This window comes from Gemmatimonas sp. (assembly GCF_031426495.1).
Lineage (GTDB): Bacteria > Gemmatimonadota > Gemmatimonadetes > Gemmatimonadales > Gemmatimonadaceae > Gemmatimonas.
The window spans coordinates 88,816-109,647 of record NZ_JANPLK010000002.1 but is presented as its reverse complement, the minus strand read 5'-3'; the positions used below and the strand labels follow the sequence as shown (position 1 = coordinate 109,647).

At 65.5% G+C, this 20,832-nt stretch carries 17 protein-coding genes; 10 read left to right on the top strand and 7 right to left on the bottom strand.

From position 1 onward, the window contains the following. Positions 1 to 11 precede the first annotated feature (11 nt). Both RMP10_RS01210 and RMP10_RS01205 read left to right on the top strand, forming a co-directional pair. Positions 12 to 1,115: a WYL domain-containing protein gene (locus RMP10_RS01210; RefSeq protein ID WP_310568694.1), complete on the top strand. Its 1,104-nt coding sequence runs from the start codon at positions 12 to 14 to the stop codon at positions 1,113 to 1,115. Further along, positions 1,112 to 2,104: a WYL domain-containing protein gene (locus tag RMP10_RS01205; protein WP_310568693.1), complete on the top strand. Its 993-nt coding sequence runs from the start codon at positions 1,112 to 1,114 to the stop codon at positions 2,102 to 2,104. Before RMP10_RS01210 ends, RMP10_RS01205 begins: the two co-directional genes overlap by 4 nt. A gap of 9 nt (positions 2,105 to 2,113) precedes the next feature. On the opposite strand, the gene RMP10_RS01200 is transcribed toward RMP10_RS01205, so the two are convergent. Then, positions 2,114 to 2,485 carry a phage holin family protein gene (locus RMP10_RS01200; RefSeq protein WP_309669643.1) on the bottom strand — a complete coding sequence of 124 codons (372 nt, stop codon included), beginning with the start codon at positions 2,483 to 2,485 and terminating at the stop codon, positions 2,114 to 2,116. 8 nt (positions 2,486 to 2,493) lie between these two features. Between RMP10_RS01200 and RMP10_RS01195 the strand changes: the two genes are divergently transcribed. Then, on the top strand, positions 2,494 to 3,867 hold the full coding sequence (locus RMP10_RS01195) for a phospholipase D-like domain-containing protein (protein ID WP_310568692.1): 1,374 nt from the start codon (positions 2,494 to 2,496) through the stop codon (positions 3,865 to 3,867). A 138-nt stretch (positions 3,868 to 4,005) separates the two neighbouring features. Continuing rightward, entirely contained in the window at positions 4,006 to 4,926 is a 921-nt protein-coding gene (locus RMP10_RS01190; protein WP_310568691.1) for a universal stress protein, read from the top strand. Between the two features lie 22 nt (positions 4,927 to 4,948). On the opposite strand, the gene RMP10_RS01185 is transcribed toward RMP10_RS01190, so the two are convergent. The 3 genes from RMP10_RS01185 to RMP10_RS01175 are packed head-to-tail and all read right to left on the bottom strand — an operon-like array spanning position 4,949 to position 8,081. Further along, positions 4,949 to 5,962, bottom strand: a complete 1,014-nt coding sequence (locus RMP10_RS01185) for an MlaD family protein (RefSeq protein WP_310568690.1) — start codon at positions 5,960 to 5,962, stop codon at positions 4,949 to 4,951. Positions 5,963 to 5,994: 32 nt separating this feature from the next. Continuing rightward, positions 5,995 to 6,792 carry an ABC transporter permease gene (locus RMP10_RS01180; RefSeq protein ID WP_310568689.1) on the bottom strand — a complete coding sequence of 266 codons (798 nt, stop codon included), beginning with the start codon at positions 6,790 to 6,792 and terminating at the stop codon, positions 5,995 to 5,997. Next, positions 6,789 to 8,081 carry an MgtC/SapB family protein gene (locus tag RMP10_RS01175; RefSeq protein WP_310568688.1) on the bottom strand — a complete coding sequence of 431 codons (1,293 nt, stop codon included), beginning with the start codon at positions 8,079 to 8,081 and terminating at the stop codon, positions 6,789 to 6,791. Before RMP10_RS01175 ends, RMP10_RS01180 begins: the two co-directional genes overlap by 4 nt. 127 nt (positions 8,082 to 8,208) lie before the next feature. Between RMP10_RS01175 and RMP10_RS01170 the strand changes: the two genes are divergently transcribed. The 3 genes from RMP10_RS01170 to RMP10_RS01160 are packed head-to-tail and all read left to right on the top strand — an operon-like array spanning position 8,209 to position 12,272. Next, positions 8,209 to 9,189, top strand: coding sequence for a metalloregulator ArsR/SmtB family transcription factor (locus tag RMP10_RS01170; protein WP_310568687.1), 981 nt, complete (start codon positions 8,209 to 8,211; stop codon positions 9,187 to 9,189). Further along, the gene (gene ahcY / locus RMP10_RS01165) at positions 9,190 to 10,680 is read left to right on the top strand and encodes an adenosylhomocysteinase (protein WP_310568686.1); all 1,491 of its coding nucleotides are present in this window, start codon (positions 9,190 to 9,192) and stop codon (positions 10,678 to 10,680) included. A gap of 50 nt (positions 10,681 to 10,730) precedes the next feature. After that, positions 10,731 to 12,272: a carboxypeptidase regulatory-like domain-containing protein gene (locus tag RMP10_RS01160; protein WP_310568685.1), complete on the top strand. Its 1,542-nt coding sequence runs from the start codon at positions 10,731 to 10,733 to the stop codon at positions 12,270 to 12,272. Here the strand turns inward: RMP10_RS01160 and RMP10_RS01155 are convergent. Then, on the bottom strand, positions 12,269 to 16,021 hold the full coding sequence (locus RMP10_RS01155) for a carboxypeptidase-like regulatory domain-containing protein (protein ID WP_310568684.1): 3,753 nt from the start codon (positions 16,019 to 16,021) through the stop codon (positions 12,269 to 12,271). The two genes, RMP10_RS01160 and RMP10_RS01155, sit on opposite strands and share 4 nt — an antisense overlap. A gap of 201 nt (positions 16,022 to 16,222) precedes the next feature. On the opposite strand from RMP10_RS01155, the gene RMP10_RS01150 reads away from it, so the two are divergent. Next, positions 16,223 to 17,008, top strand: a complete 786-nt coding sequence (locus RMP10_RS01150) for a hypothetical protein (RefSeq protein ID WP_310568683.1) — start codon at positions 16,223 to 16,225, stop codon at positions 17,006 to 17,008. Here RMP10_RS01150 and RMP10_RS01145 read toward each other — a convergent pair. Then, the gene (locus tag RMP10_RS01145; protein ID WP_310568682.1) at positions 16,996 to 17,436 is read right to left on the bottom strand and encodes a hypothetical protein; all 441 of its coding nucleotides are present in this window, start codon (positions 17,434 to 17,436) and stop codon (positions 16,996 to 16,998) included. The genes RMP10_RS01150 and RMP10_RS01145 overlap by 13 nt on opposite strands. 131 nt (positions 17,437 to 17,567) lie before the next feature. Between RMP10_RS01145 and RMP10_RS01140 the strand changes: the two genes are divergently transcribed. Then, a complete protein-coding gene (locus tag RMP10_RS01140; protein ID WP_310568681.1) occupies positions 17,568 to 18,257 on the top strand; it encodes a DUF1345 domain-containing protein in 690 nt (229 codons plus the stop codon). Then, the gene (locus RMP10_RS01135) at positions 18,250 to 19,491 is read left to right on the top strand and encodes an FAD-dependent oxidoreductase (RefSeq protein WP_310568680.1); all 1,242 of its coding nucleotides are present in this window, start codon (positions 18,250 to 18,252) and stop codon (positions 19,489 to 19,491) included. Before RMP10_RS01140 ends, RMP10_RS01135 begins: the two co-directional genes overlap by 8 nt. A 36-nt stretch (positions 19,492 to 19,527) precedes the next feature. On the opposite strand, the gene RMP10_RS01130 is transcribed toward RMP10_RS01135, so the two are convergent. Then, positions 19,528 to 20,595 (bottom strand): BLUF domain-containing protein, encoded by a 1,068-nt coding sequence (locus RMP10_RS01130; protein WP_310568679.1) that lies wholly within the window; start codon positions 20,593 to 20,595, stop codon positions 19,528 to 19,530. Between the last annotated feature and the right edge of the window lie 237 nt (positions 20,596 to 20,832).

Here is a 20,832-nt window from a genome sequence, read left to right as displayed (position 1 = left end):
GTATTCATTGCATGGCTGCTGCCGACAAGCTGACCCGCTGGTTCGATCTGATTGCGGCGCTGTTGCGACGCCACAACGGCGGAACATTCGACGAGCTTCGTCACGATGTGCCGGCCTACACAACCGCCGCGGTGAACGAGTCGAGCATCATGCGCACCTTCGAGCGAGACAAGGACGAGCTGCGCGCCTTCGGCGTCGCGATCGAGACGCTGCCGGACAGCGACGGCGGCGAGTCGCGCTACCGGCTCCGGCCCGACGCGTTCTATCTGCCGTTTCTGGCCCTGTGTGAATCGCGCATCGTACAGGCGCTGGAAGTGCGCACCATCGCGCGGCCGAAAGGGATCGGCTTCCAATCACTGCCAGTGCTCGCGATCACGCCGGATGAATGTCTCACGTTGCGCCGTGCGGCCGCGCGCGTGCGCGCGCTCGGCAATCCGACGCTCGACGCCGATGCCGCGGGCGCGATCCGCAAGCTCGAACAGGATGTCGGATTGCTGCCCATCGGTGAGCCGCTCGTCGCCGCCGTCAAGGTGCAGGCCAGCACGTTCGAGGTGCTCGGTGGTGCCCTCTCGGCGCGGCAGCGGGTGACCTTCAGCTACGCCAGCATGGGTCGCAATCGGCAGCGCATGCGTACGGTGGAGCCGTATGGTCTCGTGTTCCTCACGGGGCACTGGTATCTCGTGGCGCATGATCCGGCTCAGCAGGCGTTGCGACAGTTCCGGGTGAGCCGCATTTCCAAGCCGAAGTACAACGCCCAGAAGAAGCAGCCGGACTACGTGATCCCGGCCTCCTTCGATCTTGAAACGCACGCGGCCTCACGTCAGGCTTGGGAGCTCGGCGACGAAGAGGCGGTGTCGGTGGTGGTCGGCTTTCGCGGCGAATCGGGGCAGGTCCTGCAAGGCATGCATCTCGGTGAGGAGACGGACATTGCGTCGCAGCGATGCTTTCGCGTGCGTCGGCGCGATCCGTTCCTGCGATGGCTGCTCACGTTCGGTGGTGATGCGTCGATCGTGTCGCCGGCCGAATGGCACGGCGACTGGCGTGCACTGCTGCAGGACACGTTGGCGGCACATCGTGCGGCCCAGTCACTGGCCAGCACCGCGGAGGTCGCATGACGCGCGCCGATGAACAGCTGCAACGCCTGTTGATCGCTTTTCCGACGATGGCCGATGAACACAAGCTCACGTTCGAAGAACTCGCGGCACTCGTCGGCACCGACGCCAAGACGCTGCGCGCCGATTTTCACGCCCTCGACCGCGACGATACGCCGGCTGGCTTCGTGGAAGGCGTCCAGCTGTTCGTCGGATCCAACAGCGTGTCGATGCGATCGTCGCACTTCAAGCGTCCCATGCGGCTCACGCGGCCGGAGGTGGCGTCGCTCGAACTGGGGCTGGGTATCCTGGAGCAGGAGCTTCCGGTCGACGAGCGTCATCACGTCACGAATGTGCGGGCGCGACTGCGTGAACTCGCCGTGCGGTCGGTCGATACGGTGGTCGAGAAATGGAAGGCGGGCGCGCCCGCCGATGCGGCCAGCACCCTCGCCGTTGAACCCGCGCGCAACGACGAATGGGAAGCCGTGGTGGTGCTGCAGCGTGCCATCGAGCATCATCACGTCGTGCAGCTCACCTACCAACGGTCGAACGAGACCGAATCGACCGTCCGTCGCGTGCGCCCGTATGCCATGGTTCGTGCCGACGCGAACATTTACCTCGTGGCGTTCTGCGAGCGCAACGACACGCTCCGCGTGTTCCGGCTCGATCGCGTGCGCGGGGCGGTTGAAACCAGCGATCCCTTCGAGCTCCCCCCCGATTTCACGGTGGAATCGGTCTTGCAGCAGGGTCATGTGTTCGTGCAGGAGGCGCCGGCCGCCGAGTCGCTGGTGGTTCGGTACAGTCCGACCGTGGCGCGCTGGATCGCCGAGCGTGAGCGGGGCGAGCTGCACCCCGACGGGTCACTGCTGGTGCACTATCCGCTGGCGGACGAATCCTGGGCGATCCGCCACGTGTTGCAGTACGGCCCCGACGCGGTGATCCTCGCGCCGGAGCGGGTGCAACAGGCGATGGAGCTGGTGCTCCAGCGCGCGCTCGACGAGCTTCCCGCCTGAGTTCCGCGCTCAGTCGGCGTCGGCGTCGCTCGGGATCACGACCCAACTGAGGATGGTACTGAGGATGCTCACCAGCAATGCCCCGATGAACGCGGCCAAGAATCCACTGATGTGGAACGAAACGCCTAGTCGCGTGGCGAGTGCGCTCGTGAGCAGCAGCATGGCGGCGTTCAACACGAGGGTGAACAGTCCCAGCGTGATGATCTGGATCGGGAAGGAGAAGAACGACAGGACCGGTCGCACGAGCGTGTTCACGACCCCGAACACGAGTGCGAGTCCGACGAGCCCCTGCCAGCTGCCGGTATAACTGATGCCATCGATGAAGCGCGCGGCGCACCACAGCGCGACCGCGTTGATCAGGAGTCGTAGAATGAAGGTCATGCTGAAACATGGCTGACGTACAGTCGCCTCGGGAGGTGCGCACGTATCGCGCGTGGGGTGCCGCCCGGCGCTTCACCGAGGGCGTGCGCGATCCGGCATTTCGCGACCTCCTGCAGCTGATCGACGGGGGACCACTGCATGGCTGTCCTCCCCTCGTGCTGCTTCCCGACGGCGCGCAAGCGTTCCAGCGCATGATCGCGACCATGGACAGCGCGCAGGAGGAGATCCTGCTCGAGACGTACATCATGCGCGACGACAAGCTCGGCGAGTCGGTGCAGCAGGCGTTGATTCGCGCGGTGGCACGCGGTGTACGCACGTACGTGCTCGCCGATGCCGTCGGCTCGATGAACACCGGCGATCGATTCTGGGAAACGCTGACCGAGCACGGGGTGGTCGTGCGACACTTTCATCGCGTGTGGCACCATCCCCTCGAAGCGCTACGACGGGATCATCGCAAGATCCTCGTCTGCGATCGCCGGATCGCGTTCACGGGGGGTATGAACATCGCCGAAGAGTACGGATCGTCTATCCGCTCGAAGGGCAACGCATGGCGTGATACGTTCGCGCAGGTGGAAGGCTCGGTGGCGCGCGAGTTGGCGGCGGTGTTCGCCGAAGGGTGGGATCGCGCGAACGGTCCTGATTTACCGGGACTCGAATATGTGAGTTGGAGCGTGATCGACGAGACGTCCACACGCGCTTTCACTCACGGAGTGGGGCCGCGCAAGTTGCAGCGCGCCCTTCAGCAGAAGCTGCACCAACGGCTCGGTGCGCAGCGAGATAAGCGTCGGGGACGGCGTGTGCGCAGTGTCGCCGATCTCGCGGCGCCGGACGATCGCGCGGTGCTGGTACTCGCGCCGCGACCAGGGCGCGGACAGCGTGAGATGCTCGGCGTACTGGCCGCGATGATCGGCGGTGCACGCCAGCGACTCTGGATCACCACACCGTATTTCGCGCCGCCCACGCGCGCGCTCACGCTGTTGCTTGCGGCCGCACAACAGGGTGTCGATGTGCGACTGTTGCTACCAGGAGAGCACGCCGACGTGCCACTGATCCGACACGCCGCGCACGGCGTGTATCAGAAGCTGTTGAAGGGCGGTGTACGCGTGTTCGAGTATCAGCGCGCGACGCTACATGCCAAGACGGTCGTGATCGACGGGTACGCCAGCCTGATTGGCTCGTCGAACCTCGACTTCCGTTCGTTCTGGCTGAACGCCGAGTGCAACGTGCTGGTGTTCGACGACCAGTGCGGCGCCGGGATGGAGGCGAGCTTTGAGACCGATCTGAACGACAGCCACGAAGTCACCTTAGATGAATGGCGACAGCGCACGTGGTCTCACCGTGTGTTCGATCGCCTCGCCCGCGCGCTGCGTTGGGCCCTTTAACGACAGAGTCGAGTGAGTTGTACGGGATTCCCTGACGAGGACCACAGGACTCCCCGATAGAGCGCGAGTGTGGAAAGTGCGACCCTCTTCGTTAGCGCTACGCAGCCCGCCGCCCGCTGCTTCATCAGGGTCCCGCCCATGTCCGTTCTCGCACGCGATCCCGTCATGCTTTCGGAGCATCTGCCGCCCGACGTCGATGGACCCGTGCTCGTCGCATGCGATGGGGCGCCGGTATCGAGCGAGGCGCTGTTCAACGCGGGCCGGTTGGCGACGCGCGCGTTCGGTGGCCCGCTTCAAGTGCTTGGCGTCTGCAAGCCGACGCCCGGCGTCGCTGCCGGGATGGATGTGCTGCCGGTGCCGGCTGAACTGGACGAGGCCCGCCGCTTGTCGATGGTCGAAGATGTCCGTCGTGCGATCTCGATCTCGGCCGCCGGTGATCCGACGTGGACGGTGGACGTGCAGCTCGGCTCTCCCTCCCGACTGTTGGCGACGGAGGCACGGCGTCGCCATGCAACGGTGCTCGTGATGGGTATCGGGCGCCACAATCCGCTCGACCGGCTGTTCGGCACGGAGACGACCCTCGCCACGCTCCGGGAATCCCGGGTGCCGGTGCTCGCCGTGGGCCCCAGCTTCCCGACCAACCCGATGCATGCCGTGGTCGGCCTCGATTTCAGTGTGGCCAGCGTGCAGTCGGCCCGTCTCGCCGCCCGCCTGGTAGCCCCCAACGGCCGACTCACGCTGGTGCATGTGCGCCCGCGCTTCGAGCATCCGTCGGCGGATTGGCAGGCATGGGACGCCGACTACGGTCGCACACTGCCGCCCCTGTTCGATCAGGTCCGTGCGCAGCTCGATCCGCCCGACGGAGTGATCGTGGAAACGGTCACCGTGCGTGGCGATCCCGCGTCGTCACTGCTGTCGTTCGCGCAGCAGGCGCAGTGCGATCTGATCGCCGTCGGCACGCAGCGTCACAGCTTCCTCGAGCGGCTAGTCGTGGGCTCGGTCGCCACGCGCGTGTTGCGGACCGCACGCTGCGGTGTGCTTGCCGTGCCATCAGCCTGAGTGCCGCGAGTGCAGCTCGGTGCTAGAACACCCGCACGTTGATGTAGCGCTTCGGGTTCTTCTTCACGTCGGCCACGAGCGCGCGCAATTCACGCACGAGCGAATCGCTCTGCTGGTACAACGCGGGGTCGTTCACCATCAGACCAAGCGTGCCGCGGCCCGAGTTCACCTTGTTGAGCACCGAGTCGGCCTTGGCCACTGCACTGGCCAGACGACCCTCTGTACGGTCGAGCCCTTCGGCCACTTCACGCAGGCGCGTGGTTGCCGCGAGCAGCTCCCTGGCCGCGGTCTGCGAGTTGTTGACGATGACCTGTAGTTCGCCACGGCTTGTCGCCGAGTCGACGCGTGACGAAAACGCATTCAGGTTCGCGGCCGCCGCGTTGATGCTCTTGAGCCCGATCTGCACGTCGGTGCTGATGTGATCGAGGTTCTTCGACTGCAGCTCCACCGTAGAGGCCAACTGCGCCGAGAGTCGCGAGAAATTGCGGATCGATTCGCGCAGTTCGCGCGCGGCCTGATCGTCGAACGCTACCTGCACCCGGTCGGCGACCTTCGCTACATCGCCGGCGATACGACCGGCCACGGTGGTGAGTTGCGCGATGTCGGGCAACACGGCACCGGCCAGCGTGTCTCCGGTGGTGCGTGACGCACTAATGGCGGCACGCAGCTCGCGGTCGGCCGGCAGACCGGTGGCATCGGTGATCGTGGCCTGCCATTCGCCGAACAGACTGGAGGCCGCGAGCAGCACGACTGGATCGGATGGCAGCGTGACGCCGCGATCGATGCCAAGCCTGAGCACCACCCACCCGCGCTCGCCGAGGGCGATTGATTCGATCTGGCCGGAACGCACACCGCGGATCACCACCGGGTTGCCGAGCGCCACGCCACCCACGTCGCGCGTGCGCACGACGAGATGTCGGGTCTTGCCCCTGAGATCGGCCTGCTTGAGCCAGAGGACCGCGCCGATGACCACGATCGTCACCACCAGCACGGTAGCGCCGACCACGAAGTCGCTGGCCCGTCGGGAAGTGGTCATAAGGAGGATGGGAGGAGATGCGCGATCATGGGTTACCGAAGGGTACGGCCAGAGAGCCAGACCAGCGCCCAGAAAGCATCGAGCACGAGAATCATGACAGCCGAAATCACGACCGCACGCGTGGCGCCGCGTCCAACACCCTGCGCACCGCCCTCCGTGTTCAAGCCGGCGCGGCAGCCGATCAGCGCCACGGCTGCGCCGAAGCTCGCCGATTTCACCAGGCCGTAGCGCACATCGAAGTCGGTGAAGAAAATGCGCGCACCCTTCAGGAACTGCGGTGTGGTGATATCGAGCAACACCAGCGACGCGACCCATCCCGACAGCAATCCCACGATCATCGCTACCGCTACGACTACGGGAAACATGAGTGTCGATGCGAGCACGCGCGGCACAACGAGATGACTCATTGGATCGAACGTGAGCGTTTCGAGCGCGTCGATCTGTTCGGTCACGCGCATCGTGCCCAGCTCGGCCGCGATATTCGCGCCAACGCGTCCGGCCAGCGCGAGACCGGTGAGCACTGGTGCGAGTTCGAGGGTGATGGTTTTCTGCACCAGCGTACCCACAAAATACGGCGGTACGAGATCGCCCACGGAGTAGCTCGCCAGCAATGCCAGTACGATGCCGGTGAAGAGCGCAATGAAGATGCCGATCGGCAAGGACTCGACACCGAGCACCCGCGCGTGCGTGCTGAACTCGGGGATCCAATCCTCCGTGTCGCGCACGGCGCGCATGGTCGCCACCACGAATCGCGTGCCGGCGCCGATCTGATCGAAGAACGAACGCGTCGCTCGGCCGACGGCGCTGATGCGCCGATGGGCCGACCTCACGGCCACCCGATCCAGAGGCCGCCGCCGACCGCTGCCGCCAGCGCCAGCAGGCCGGTCGCCGCGCGAGCACGGAACCGCGGCGCACCGATGGTGACGACGAGCGCCAGCTTGAGCAGCGTATTCGACAACACACCGATGCCAATCGCAGCGGCCGCCACCCGCACGTTGGCCGGATCGGCGCCGAAGCGCGTCATCGACACGGTGAGCGCATCGACGTCGGTGAGTCCGAGCAGCGTGGCCGAGAGGAGGACACCAGTCGTGCCGACGGCCTGCTGCACCCACGCGATCGCGAAGAGTACGACCTGGAAGGCGACGGCCATCTGGAGCGACGACGCGAGCGCGAGCGGATTCTGTCCGGAGTTCGGAGCATGCGGAGCGAGAGCTGGGGCGGACGTGGGCGGTACGCGTGTTTCGCGCGCCTGCCACATCACGAAGAGGATCAGCGAGACGCCGACCAGAAACGGGAGCACCAGCACGGGTATCGCCGCCACCGCCACGGCAGGTCGCAGCATCGACGAAATCACGAGCAATCGCGGTATCAGCACTGTACACGCCGCGACCACCCCAAGCGCCAGTGGAAGCGCCAGGTCCGGATCGGTTCGGCTGCGGCGACTGAAGGTGAGTGACACGGCGGTGGACGAGACGAGCCCGCCCAGCAAGCCGGTCACGCCGAGTCCACGCGTTTCGCCGATCACCCTCCGCGCGATGTAGCCGGCGAAATTCAGCCCCGAGAAGAGCAGGACGACGATCCAGAGCTGTCGTGGCTGGAACGCCGCGAACGGTCCGTAGGCGCCCGACGGCAGCAAGGGCAGAATGACCAGCGCCAACACGGCGAACTGCAGCGCCGCCCGCAGCTCATGCGCCGCCACCTTCTGCAGGGCGTTCTGGAACGTCGACTTTTCGGCCAAGAGCAGCACGCAGATCACGGCGGCGGCGCTGGCGAGTGTGCGATGCCCAAGGGCGGACGCGGCTCCCATCGCGACGACCAGGATGGCCGCGACTTCGGTGGTCCCGTCGGTGGTGGTCCCCGGGCGGCGGAGGGTCGCGGCGTATGCCGCGACCGGAAAGAGCACGCCGCCACCGATAATGACGGCGCCCAGCGCCGGATGGCTGTCCCGGAAAAACCAGCCACCAAAGCCGCCGATCACCCCGAGCAACGTGAACGTGCGGATGCCGGCAAAGCGGCCGTCGGGGCCGGTCGTGTGTCCCGACCATTCCCGCTCGACGCCCACCGCCAGTCCGACCAGAGCCGAAACCAACAGGTCCAGAGCGAGAGGAAGATCAAGCATTTGAGGCAATGGTAGCACCGATCCCGGCCCACGGGAGGGGCAAATCCCTGACCTGCCGACATCCCGATTGACGCAGCACGCCTTCGGTGCTATCCTTTCATCCGGATACCCGGATATATATAAATACATGACCTCGCCACGCCTTGCCATCCACGACCGTATGGTCGAGCTCGCCGACGCCACCCGGTGTCGGCTGCTTTCGGCGTTGGAGCGACAGGAGCTCACCGTCGGCGATTTGGCGACCGCGCTGCAGCTGCCGCAGAGCACTGTGAGTCGGCACCTCAAGATTCTGGCCGACGAAGACTGGATCGCGTCGCGGGCGGAAGGGTCGAGCCGCTGGTATCGGCGGAATCCGCAGCTCAACGCCGACATGCGGGCCCTCTGGGACATCGTGCGGTCGGCGCTCGGCAGCACGCCCGCGGCACTGCAGGACGCGGCGCGCATTGACGCCGTGATCTCGGCCCGTCGGGCCGGCACGCAGGCGTTCTTCGCCACCGCCAGCGCGGAATGGGATGCGCTGCGGAACGACATGTTCGGGGCGCGCGCGGACGTGAGCGCCGCGCTCGCGTTGCTCGACGACTCCCTGATCATCGGCGATCTGGGCTGCGGCACCGGCGCGCTCGCCGCCGCGCTGGCCCCACACGTGACGCACGTGCACGCCATCGATGCCTCACCGGCCATGTTGTCGGCGGCCTCGTCGCGCCTGGCCGCGTACAGCAACGTGACGCTCAGCGAAGGCACGCTCGAATCGCTACCACTGGGCAATGCCTCACTCGATGCGGCCGTGCTGATGTTGGTGCTGCACCATGTCGCCGATCCGCAGCGTGCGCTGCGCGATGTGCGACGCGTGTTGCGCCCCAACGGACGCCTGCTCATCGCCGATATGCGCCCGCATGCGCAAGAGCGCTATCGCGAGCAGATGGGTCACGTGTGGCTTGGATTTGACCAGCTCGAACTGACGTCGTGGCTGCACGACGCCGGCTTCGCGAATGTTCGTTATGTCCCGTTACCGGTGGATCCCGATGCCACCGGCCCCGCGTTGTTCTCCGCCACGGCGCGCTGCGCTGTGGGTTCCCGTTCCGACTCTTCCCTCAGGATTCATCCGTAAATGTCTACCGTCGTCGTCACTGAACAGGGTGCTGCGCCACTGGCGTCGCTTGATCGTCCCACCTTCGCCGTGCGTGATCTCGCGCTCGCCGAGTGGGGACGCAAGGAAATCCGTCTCGCAGAATTCGAAATGCCGGGCCTCATGGCGCTGCGCGCCGAGTATGCCGGTAAGCATCCGCTCAAGGGTGCGAAGATCATGGGTTCGCTGCACATGACCGTGCAGACGGCGGTACTCATCGAAACGCTGGTCGAACTCGGCGCCGACGTGCGCTGGGTGTCGTGCAACATCTTCAGCACGCAGGATCATGCGGCGGCCGCCGTGGCCGTCGGCCCGCACGGCACGGTGGAGCAGCCCAAGGGTACGCCGGTGTTTGCGTGGAAGGGTGAGACGCTCGAGGAATACTGGTGGTGCACCGAGCAGGCGCTGATGTGGAGCGACGGCACGGGCCCGAACCTGTTGCTTGATGATGGTGGCGACGCCACGCTGCTCGTGCACAAGGGCACCGAGTACGAGAAGAGCGGCGTGATCCCGGGCTTCGACAGCGACAACGAGCCGGAAGAGTGGGGAGTGATTCTGGATCTGCTGCGCGCCGAGCAGGCGAAGAATCCGGGCCGTTGGACGAAGGTATTGGCCGGCATTCGTGGTGTGAGCGAGGAGACCACCACGGGCGTGATGCGTCTGTACGAGATGGAGCGCGCCGGCACGCTGGCCTTCCCGGCCATCAACGTGAACGACGCCGTGACGAAGTCCAAGTTCGACAACTTGTACGGCTGCCGCCACTCGATCATCGATGGTCTGAACCGCGCGACCGACGTTATGCTCGCCGGCAAGATCGCCGTGGTCATGGGGTACGGCGATGTGGGTAAGGGCTGCGCGCAGGCGCTCAAGGGACAGGGCGCGCGCGTCATCTTCACCGAAATCGATCCCATCTGCGCGTTGCAGGCGGCGCTCGAAGGCTATCAGGTGACGACGCTCGAAGACATCGTGGACGAAGCGGACATCTTCATCTCGGCTACGGGCAACAAGAACGTGATCACGGTCGAGCACATGGGCCGGATGAAGGACAAGGCGATCGTGGCGAACATCGGCCACTTCGACAACGAGATCGACATGGCCGGTCTCAAGAAGGTCGAAGGCATGAAGCGCATCAATATCAAGCCGCAGTATGACGAGTTCGTGCTGCCGAACGGCCGTTCGATTCTGATCCTCGCCGAAGGCCGTTTGATGAATCTTGGCTGCGCGACGGGCCACCCGAGCTTCGTGATGTCGGCGAGCTTCACGAACCAGGTGCTGGCGCAGCTCGAACTGCACGCCAACGCCGAGAAGTACGGCAAGACGGTGTTCGTGCTGCCGAAGCATCTCGACGAGAAGGTGGCGCGACTGCACCTCGCCAAGCTTGGCGTGAAGCTGACCACGCTGAACACGGAGCAGGCCGACTACCTCGGCGTGAGTCCGATGGGCCCGTTCAAGTCGGAGCACTACCGCTACTAGGAGCGCGGTGGGAACCGTGTGAACGGCACGGGAAGCTATGGGTGGCGAACGTGGGTGAGACTGGCGGAAGCGGCGTTACCTCTGGTGAGGTGGCGCCGTTTGCGTATGCGCTGCATCGTAGTGGGGTGAATGCGATGCGATGGGTGTGGCTGGCGATGCTGTGTGCGTCGCCGATGCACGGTGTTGGCGGGCAGTCGCCGGCGCTGGGCAACCTTCGCGGCGTTGTCTACGACAGTGTGCGGGCGCGGCCGCTGGCGCTGGCGACGATTCAACTCGTCAATGAGCGCGATCGCGGTAGGACCCGCGCGGCGGCAACCGATCGTCTGGGGCGGTTCAGCGTTGACAGTCTCGAGCCGGGGGTGTGGATAGTGGGCGCCCGACACCCTTGGCTTGACTCGATCGCCGTCGATCAGCTCGGGGTGTTGGTGGAGGTCAAGGCGAACAGCACAAGCCGCGCCTCGTTAGCGGTGCCCTCGGGACACGCGCTGGTCTCACGCGTGTGTGGACCAGCCGTGGCGGCCGATTCGTCCGGCTATGTCCATGGAGTACTGCGTCGCACGCCTGGCTTCGAAGACAACACGCCGGGAACCGTGCGTATCCAATGGGTCGAGTTCACCGTGAGGAACGCGCGAATCGAGCGGTCGCTCGACGCCGTTCACGTGGAGTCCGCGCCCAACGGTCGCTTTGTGGCGTGTGGTGTTCCCTCGGGCGGAATGTTGAGGGTGCGGGCGTGGGTAGGTGCGGACTCCACCGGCGTCCTCGATTTTGCGTTGCCAGCGCACGGAATTGGGCAACTCGACTTATTGATCGGGCAAGCGCACCGCACCACGATGACCATCTCGGCGTTCCCGATATCCGGCACTGCAGCGCTCGACACCCTCGACACGATGAACATTGAGGTTGTTCGAGGGACGGCTCGCATCGAAGGGGTCGCGCTTGCCACTACTGGCGGTGCAGGCAATCAGCTACTGGCCAACGCCCGCGTGATGTGGGGCACCGGACTCGAGACGCGTAGTGCGAGCGACGGACGATTCGCGTTGAGTGGTTTGCCTACGGGCAGCTACCTGCTTGAAACCACCGCGATTGGATACCAGCCGTCACGCGAGATTGTTGAACTTCGCACTGATGCGACGTTGACCGCGAATACGCGTCTCGAGCGGCTGCTTATGCTCGACACCGTACAAGTTCGTGCGCAACGTTTGCGCCTCCTTGGTCCAGCTATGGCCGGATTCGAAGCGCGGCGTCGAAGCACCCTCGGCAAATTCCTGGGCCCAGAGGAGCTCAACAAGCGCTTCGACTCGCAGGCGTCGGATCTATTCGCCATGATGCCCGGAGTGTACCTGGTCCCTGGAGCTGGTGGCGATCGCGTGCTCCTTCGCGGAGACTTCCGCGGCCGCTGTGTGCCGACGGTCTTTATCGACGGCGTCCGCATTCCCAATCCAGATGGTCAGGATAGTGTCAACGACTACGTGTCGCCGATGGATATCCGCGCCATCGAGGTGTACGTCAGTGCCGTCACGCGGCCATTTGAATTCTCGGTCGGTACGAGCACGTGCGGTAGCATTGTCATCTGGACGGGGGCGCGTCGCTAAGGGCCACCCCGGTCGATCTGCATCTGCGTCGGTCCGTTCGCCTCACCCGCCACGCGCGGGCGATTGTGCACCAGCGGCACTGGGTTGCCGAACTGCCACTGCGAGTTCTTACGATCTTCGGCGGATACCTCACTCATGCGCTGCAGGAAGGGCAGCAGCGCCTTCTGCTGCGGCGTGACGATCGTGTCCATGATGTCGACCTGCGCCCAGAAGATTGGCCAGTACAGCTTGGTCGTGGCCTGCACGCTGTCGAGGGCCGCTTTGCCTGCCGCGCCCTCGGGCTGCACGGCCAGGAAGTCGCCCAGTGCCTTGTAGATCGTGCGCACCTTGGCCGAGAAGAGCGAATCGGCCGTCAGCAACGCGTTGATCTGCGGCTTGGTGAGAAACAGCGAGTCGCTCTCGCCGAGGATCATGCGATGCACGTTCGACGTGTTGCGCAGATACAGCGCCGCGATCGAATCGGTACTGCGACGCTGCCACGTGTTCTTCGCCACACGCACCGGCTCCAGTGCCCGGCGCAGTTGCTGCATGTCGTATGGCACCGACAGATCGACCGAGAAGTCGAGCGTGACGCGGAACGGCTGCCGCGATAGCGTGCGGAAGGCGCGGGTGTCACCGAATCGCGGATTCACGTCATAGAGGAACTGCTGCGTGGCGGCGTTGAAGCCCTTGGGCAGCAACAGCACCGGATCAGGCATGGCGCGCGTGCCCCAGCCGCGCAGCCCGCTCTCGCCGTGCAACGCTTGATCGAGTCCGGCCAGCGGATTCTCCAGCACGATGTTGGCGGTGATACGACGGCCCGACGGACGCCAGTTGATGCGCGGCTGAATCTGCATATTCAACTGCTGTGTCCACGACCCGCGGCAGCTCATCCGGCCGGCCACGGCGCCCTGCTGCGCTTCGAGACATTCGCGCACGTTGGCGGGAGCGGCCGACAGGAGCGCACGCATCTGCGCGGCGGTGGTGGCATCACTCTCGGTGGCGGGATTGGGCACGAAGGCGCGGTCGTTGGCGCGTCCATCGCCGTTGATGTCGCCGCGCACGATCGGGGTGAATGGCAATCCCGACTGCACGCGACCGAAAAGCGTGATCGTACCGATCTTGGGGAGTCCGATGCCGCCCTGCACCACGACCGCATGCCGTGCATCATTGGGGCCGGTGCCCCATTCCGTTGTGCGAGGGTCACCGAAACCACCGCCGTCAAAGCCGCGATACTGCTGACGTACCTGCTGCAGCGTGTACGACGCCGACGTGTAGAACTGCACACGCGGCCGGAAGCGGAACACGTCGGGGGCGATCGTGCCGGTGATCTGTCCGCCGTAGCCGCGCAGATCGCTGGTGCGCAGCGCCACCCGTCCGAACGCGTTGCTGACGCGCGACTCACTCGCCGACACCGAGCCGGTATTCGCGTCGATCGCCCCGGTGCTCACGAACACCGGGCGATTGCTCTCGCCCGGCAGCGTGAAACGCGACACGCCGGCGAAGTTGGCGTCGAGGGTGCTGGGCTGCGACAGATCATACGAGCCGAGCGCGTCCACTTTCACCATGACCTTCCGGATGTTGGTGGCCCAGTTCAACGACGCGCGCCAGCTGCGCGGCACATCGAACCCGCGGTCCACCAACGTCACGCTCGGCGCACGCTCGGAAAGCGCACCCGAGCCGTCGGCACAGGCGCTCGGCAGTGTGGCAGCGCCGTTCGACAGCGCCTCCCAATCGGGCACGGGAATCGGCGCGCCCACGCACGACAGCGAAAGCGTACTGCCGGCAATGCCGGCGCCGGCTACGGCATCGGCCAACATGCTCGGCTTGTACAGGTCGCGGAACTCGCCGATACCGCCGCGAATGAAGCCGAGACTCTGCCGGTAGAACACACCCATCGGGCTCATGTTGGTCCCGTTGCCATTGTCCTTGGCGCGCGAGTAGGTGTACGAGAAGCCCACGCGCGGCGAGAGGTGCACGCGCGCCGGTGCGAGGCCGGTGGTCACGCCAAGGGCCTGCTCGAGCGCGCTGTTCGTAGGCGGCGCATCACCGAACGCATTCATCTCCACGCGCGCGCCATACAGCATGCTGAAGTAGCGCGTGGGGTTCCACTGGTGCGCCACGGCCACCGCGCCGTTGTACGTTGTCGCACTGCGGGTGGGCTGGGCCAGCGTGCGCGTGTAGGACGACGGTCGATTGCCGGCAAAATCCGCCAACGAGTTGAACGTGTACTGGCCGAGCGCATTGGGCAGTCCGTCCTGCTGCAGGCCGTCCACGCGTCCCCACGCCTGTGTCTTGAAACGGTGCCTCGTGCCCTGCGCATTCCACACCATTTCGTTGGAGCCTTCCAGCGTCCACTTGCGATCGTCGACGGCAAGGAACGGATTGCCGCCCAGCGAGAGCGCCACGACGTCGCTGGTGGCCGCATCGGAACTCGAGCGCGCGAGTACGGTGGCACCGGGAAGACGCACATACGGCGACGTTTGTTCGCGCACAGAGCTGATGGCGAGGCGGTTCTGCATCAGCGTGCGATAGCCGGCGCCCATGAACTGGCTGTGCAGGAACTGCGCGCCGATCGTGCGTTGTTGCTGCTTGCCGCCGGCCGCCGGCGCCACTAATGGACCGAAGGCCAGCGCCCCTTCCTTGGCTGTCGAGGCGTACGTGGTGAGCGTGAGCGTGCGGAGCGAATCGCGGATGTCATCGATGCGACCGAGCCAGGTGATGTTGTCCTGCTGACGTGCGGTGGGAATACCGCCGCGTGACAACGGCAGGCCAACGGCGTTGGCTACCTGTTGTACGCGCAGCGCCGAATCGGGCGAGAGACCGGCGCGTTTCAGGGCATCGGCATTCCCACCCAGCAACGTGGAGGGATCGCTCACCGTGCGGCCCACGTCGAGCGCGATGTTGTACGTGAGCACGCGGGTGATCGCTTCGCCGTCGGCGCCGACACTGCCGCGAAATCCGCCGTTCACGAGACCGAGTGAGCGACCCACATTGTCGGTGAGCTGCAGCTGCGGCGCGTTGAGCGTGAGAAACGCGTTGCGGTTCTGGAAATCGCGCGAGCCCGCACCGAGTCGTACATCGATATTAGCGCCGGCGAATCCACCGCGAGTGGGGTCGAAGGTCGCGCCGGTCACGCGCATTTCGGTGCGTGCGGCCCGGGGCAGCGAGCCGCCGGGGATCGCCATGCCGTTCAGCGTGGTCAGATTCGACCCGACGCCGGAGCCGAGCATCGTTGGTCCACCGGCGGTGAGGGTGACACCGGGGATCGTGCCGGCCATCGCCCCCAGATCGCCGGCGGCATTGATGCTGACGCGTCCGGCCACCCCGTTGGCCCACTGCTCGCTGGCGCCCGTTTCTGCCTGATACGGCGATGCAATGGTCGCGCTGGCACGCACCGGCTTGGCGGCAGTCACCTTCACCGCGGCCAGCATGGCCAGATCGCGCCCCATGGTGAAATCCGCTACCAGTTCGCGTTCGCTGCCGAGTCGCTGGATGCGTCGACGAGCGGTCCGGAAGCCGAGCGACGACACGTTCACGAGATAGTCGCCGGTTCCTTGTTCGAAGCGGCTGCTGTAGCGACCCGCGGAGTCGGTGACGGTACTCTGCACCAGGCGGTCGGGACCACGCGTGATGACGACGGAGGCGCCCACGAGGGCGCGGCTGGAGTCGTCGAGGACGCGACCGCGCACGATGTCGGCGCTCTGGGCTGGCAGGGTGCCGGCAGCGAGCAATAGCATCGCTGCCACATTCAGGGGAGTAAATCTCATGCCCAATACGACGTTCACAGGGATGAACTGGTTGCACGTTCGCGGTGAGGGAAGTGGGCATCGGTCATGAAGGGATTGTTACGGGGAAGTCAGTACTAGTTAAGCAGTAGTATCGGGTTGATGGGGAGAAATGTCAACTGGTTTATCAGTAGGTGGATTGTGGGCTTTGAGCTGTGGCGCCAGCGGATGGTAGCTTTGAGAATGCCTCGCCTCCTGACGCGAACCCGCTCGATGCTGCAGACGATGGCGGCCGCCTTCGTGTGGGGATCGCTGACGACGGTGCATAACGCTCCACTCGAGGCACAGCAGGCGCCACCGGCCCCAACTATTCAGGCTGTCTTGATTACTCCGGGGGATTCCACGCTGCGCGGCACGCGTATCACGGCCGACTCGGTGCAGTACTCGCTGATCGCGTATCGTGGCGAGCAGCAGCAGACGCTGGGCACCGCCGTGGACGTGGTAAAGCTCGAGATGCGAGGCGACGTGCCGGTGATTCATCGCGTGCTCACCGTATCGCCGGGTCGCGCGCCGCTGATCGACTCCACTGTGACTGATGCGCGCACACTGGCACCACGTCGTCATCGCAACGTGTCGTCGTCGCGATTGATCTCGCTGGACTTCAGCGGCAAGCGCGTGAAGGGGTCGATCGGCCCGGTGGATGTGCCGTCGCTGCCGATCGACACCACCTTGGCCATCGCCCCCTTCGACTCGGGGAACTGGGACCTGGTCGTGCGCTCGCTGCCGCTCGAGAGGGGCTACGCGGCGCGTTTCCGCGTATACGATACCGATAGTGGACTGCGCGAGTATCGCATCGAGGTCACCGGTAGTGCCACGGTGCTCGGCGAAGAGGCGCACGTCGTGATCTTCACCTTGGCGCCGAAGCGCGAATCGGTGGTGTGGATTGGCAAGGAGTCACGACGGTTGCTGCAGGTGGAGACGCTGATCGACGCGAACACGATGTTGCGGCAGGTCCGTCAGGAGCGGTAATCGTCGCGGCGGTGGCGCAGCCCCCACACGGCCAGCGCGATCGCGGCGATGATCGAAAGCGACAGCGACACGAGACCGACTTCGACGAGCTGCTCCCGCCACGCCGCCGCCCCGTAGCCGGCACCAGCGATCGGCGTGTTCTTGTTGGTGCCCAATACGGCGCCCAGCAACGTGAACGCCCAATTGCCGTAGGTTCCGTACAGGGCGAACCAGGCGAGGGCACCGCGCTGGGCATCGGTCAGCACGAGTCGCGGCCACGCGAGTCCGAGCACGGCGAGCAGCACCCCGTTCATGACGCCCTCGAGATGTGCCGACAGGCCCATGCGCGGGTTGGTGAGGACCGGGACCGCCAGACCCGTGAGCAGGCCAAGCAAGACGAGTAGCATGCCATGCCACAGCACGCGTTTACCGACATCGGTGTTCGACATCGCACGTCACTCCGCAGGGAAGGAAGTCATCGGGGCTGGCGGCAGAAAAATTGCGCTGCGGTTCGGCATAGCGCGAGGTGAGACCACCGCAGGACGACGGTTCGAGCAGAGAGGAGCCCCAGGTGTACGACGTGTCGATAGTTGGATCCGGACTCCGAGACCGGCTCGCCCACTTGCGGGCGGGCACGCGCCTCGCCTGGTCGCTGGCCGTCAGCGTGCTCATACTCATGCTGCTGCCGGCCCGCTTCGCCATGGAGATCCGCGCCGTGGCGGCGTGGGATGGCTTCGCGGGTACGGCGTTGCTGTTCACCTGGTACACCATCCTCACGCTCCGACCAGCGCAGATTCACGCGTCCGCCAAACGCGAAGACCCGAGCCGTGCCGCGTCGCTGGTGCTGGTGCTGATGGGCGCCGGCGCCTCGCTGCTCGCGGTACTGCTGCTGTTGAAGGCGAGCGCCGGCGCGGTCGGCGGTGCGCGCACCCAGGCCATTCTGCTGTCACTCTCCGCCGTGGCACTGGCATGGACGTTGATTCACACCGTGTTCACCTTGCGTTATGCGCATCTGTATCACGACGCATCGCCCACGGCGTTGGCTGAGAACGGTCCCCTGGACTTTCCAGGTACCGAGGGGCTGCCGGACTATCTCGACTTTGCCTACTTCGCGTTTGTCGTCGGCATGACGGCGCAGACGTCGGACGTAGCGATTCGCGGTCGGCGCATCCGTCGCACGGCGCTGATGCACGGCGTGATTGCGTGGGTGTTCAACACGTCGGTCGTGGCCTTGCTGATCAGTGTGCTGGGATCGGTGGTCGGTGGATAGCGCGGGTTCGGCCACCGCCCACCGTCGCCTCCGACGCGGGCGCTCGCTCTGGGCCGATTCGTCGGGCACCGCCGTGCGGCATACGCTGATCGATCCCGGTGTCGTTCGGGAGATCATCGACGATGTCGTGGTGGTCGGTACCGGCATCAGCGGCGCGCTGGTGGCGCACGCGTTGATCAACGCGGGACGTGCCGTCACGATGGTGGATCGACGACCGCCAATGATGGGCAGCACGCTGGCCTCGACCGCGTTGCTGCAGTTCGAGATCGACTTGCCGCTCCATCGTTTGGCACGCACCATCGGGTGGTCTGCCGCGTCGCGCGCGTATCGCCGTTCGGTGCGCGCCGTGCGAGACCTGGGCGGCCTCGTGCATCGGGCGCGAATTCGCTGCGCGTTCGGTGCGCGCGACAGTCTGTACCTGGCTGGCGATGCCTACGGTGCGCGGGCACTTGCCGCCGAGGTCGAGGCGCGGGAGAAGGCGGGCGTGCCGGGCGCGTTTCTCTCTGCCGCCACGCTGCGGGCGCGCTATGGCATCTCGCGTACCGGTGCCATTGTGAGTCCGGGTTCGGCGACCGCCGATCCCGCGCAGCTCACCGCCGCACTGCTCCGACGCATCGTGGCGCGGGGCGGGCGCATCCTGTCCGGCGTGAACGTGACCGGTGTGGACAGCGGCGCGCACGGCGTCGAACTGGCCACGTCGAACGGACCGCGCGTGTACGCCAATCAAGTCGTGTTCTGCACGGGCTACGAGGTCCCCACACTGGTACCCAGGCGAGATCATCGCATCCACTCCACGTGGGCGGTGGCGAGTGCGCCGAACGCCGCATTCCCGTCGTGGCTCGCCCACACGGTGGTGTGGGAAGCATCAGATCCGTATCTGTACCTGCGCACGACCGCCGACGGCAGACTGATCGCCGGGGGTCGTGACGAGGACGCTGCGAGCGCCTACACCGTCGCGCGTCGATTGGCGGCGAAAACACGCGCGATACAACGCGACGTGCACGCGCTGATGCCAGACACCCGATTCCGCGTGAGTCACGCGTGGGGTGGGGCGTTCGGTGAATCTACGACGGCGTTGCCGCTGATCGACCGACTGCCCGGCACGCGACACACATGGGTGGTGGCGGGATTCGGTGGCAACGGGATCACCTACAGCATGATCGCGTCTCAAGTGATCGCAGCCGCCTTGCAGGGGGTCGCTGATCCCGATGCGGCGCTGTACCGTCTGCGCTGACGCCGACGACGCGTGTTGACGCGTGTTGACGCGTTTCTAGACGTGTTCGCCGCGGGCGCGGGCGATGTCGGCGGACAAATGCGCCGCCGACGTCGAGCTGCCATCGGAGTGCACATCGGCGCTCGACGCGGTGCGATCGTAGAATGCGCGTCCACCGGCGATCACCACGAGCGCCGGGTTCTTCGAGGCCCGGCGTACCGAGTCGATGATGTGACTCATGCGGTCGATGCGATGCTCGCGGCTGAACGCAGGGCTGAGCGACAGATCGACGGCGTCGAACCAATTCGTCGCCACGATGTGCTCGAGGGCCTGCTCCGTGGACGGAAAGCGGATACGGGTGTCGTGGCCGGCCTGCCAGAGCGCTTCAGCGTCGAGCGTGGCGCCGAGCATATGGATCTCCCCGGGCAACGGGGCGACGAGCACCACCAGCGGATGCTCGATGTGTTGCTGTACGCTGTCGGCGGCGACTTCGCGCAGGAACGTCTGCAGGCGGCACAGTCCGAGCGTGACTTCGTATTCTCCGCAGTTGTCGTCGGCCCATAAATCGCCGAGGCAGCGCGCGGCGGGTTCGATGAGCAGCTCAATGAGCACCGGTATCGAGCAAAACTCGGCGTAGGCGGCGTTCAGCAGCAGGCGGGCTTCCGTTGGTTCGGTCGCAATCGCGAGGGCGGCCAATCGCTCGGCTGCCGCGTTGCTGGACGACACGGCGGCGGCGGTGACTTCGCTGACGAAGGGATCCGCCTGACCGGTGGCGAGCTTCAGGCTCCAGTTCGCGAACAACCGCGTGGGGGCGGTGTGCACCGAGATCGCTTCGATGTCGGCGTGTCGCGGGTCGCGGCTGATGGACGACCAGATGCGGGCGATGCTCGCCGGCGGCCCCTCGAGCCACTGAAAGAAGCGGTCATCGTTGTAGACCATCATGCCGGTGATCCCTTCGGCGCGATTACGCGCCGCGGCATTGTGCTGCAAGTCGCCGAGCTGCGTTTCGGAAAGCGGTGATGTCGCGCGACTGCGGTAGGTGAGCGTCATCAACGGCGTGGCCGCTCGCTGATCGCGGCCGTACGCATTGCCCGTGTTGTGTTCTGAGGTCTGATTCGCCGCCATACCGCTACTCCGTTGCCACGTGTCATGTCCAAAGGCGGCCGCCGGGAGCGTGCAGGAGGGCGGCACACTCAGAAACGAACGCGAAGGCACTTTGGATCCGCGAAGTATTCGAAGCGGGGCGATGCGGTGTCAAGCGAGAAATACGTGTTTAGACCGTTAGAAAGTGAGTTCGGACCGTCGGTCCTATTCTGCTGTCCATTGTATACGCCTGAACCATTGTGCGCTCTCGCGTGTCAT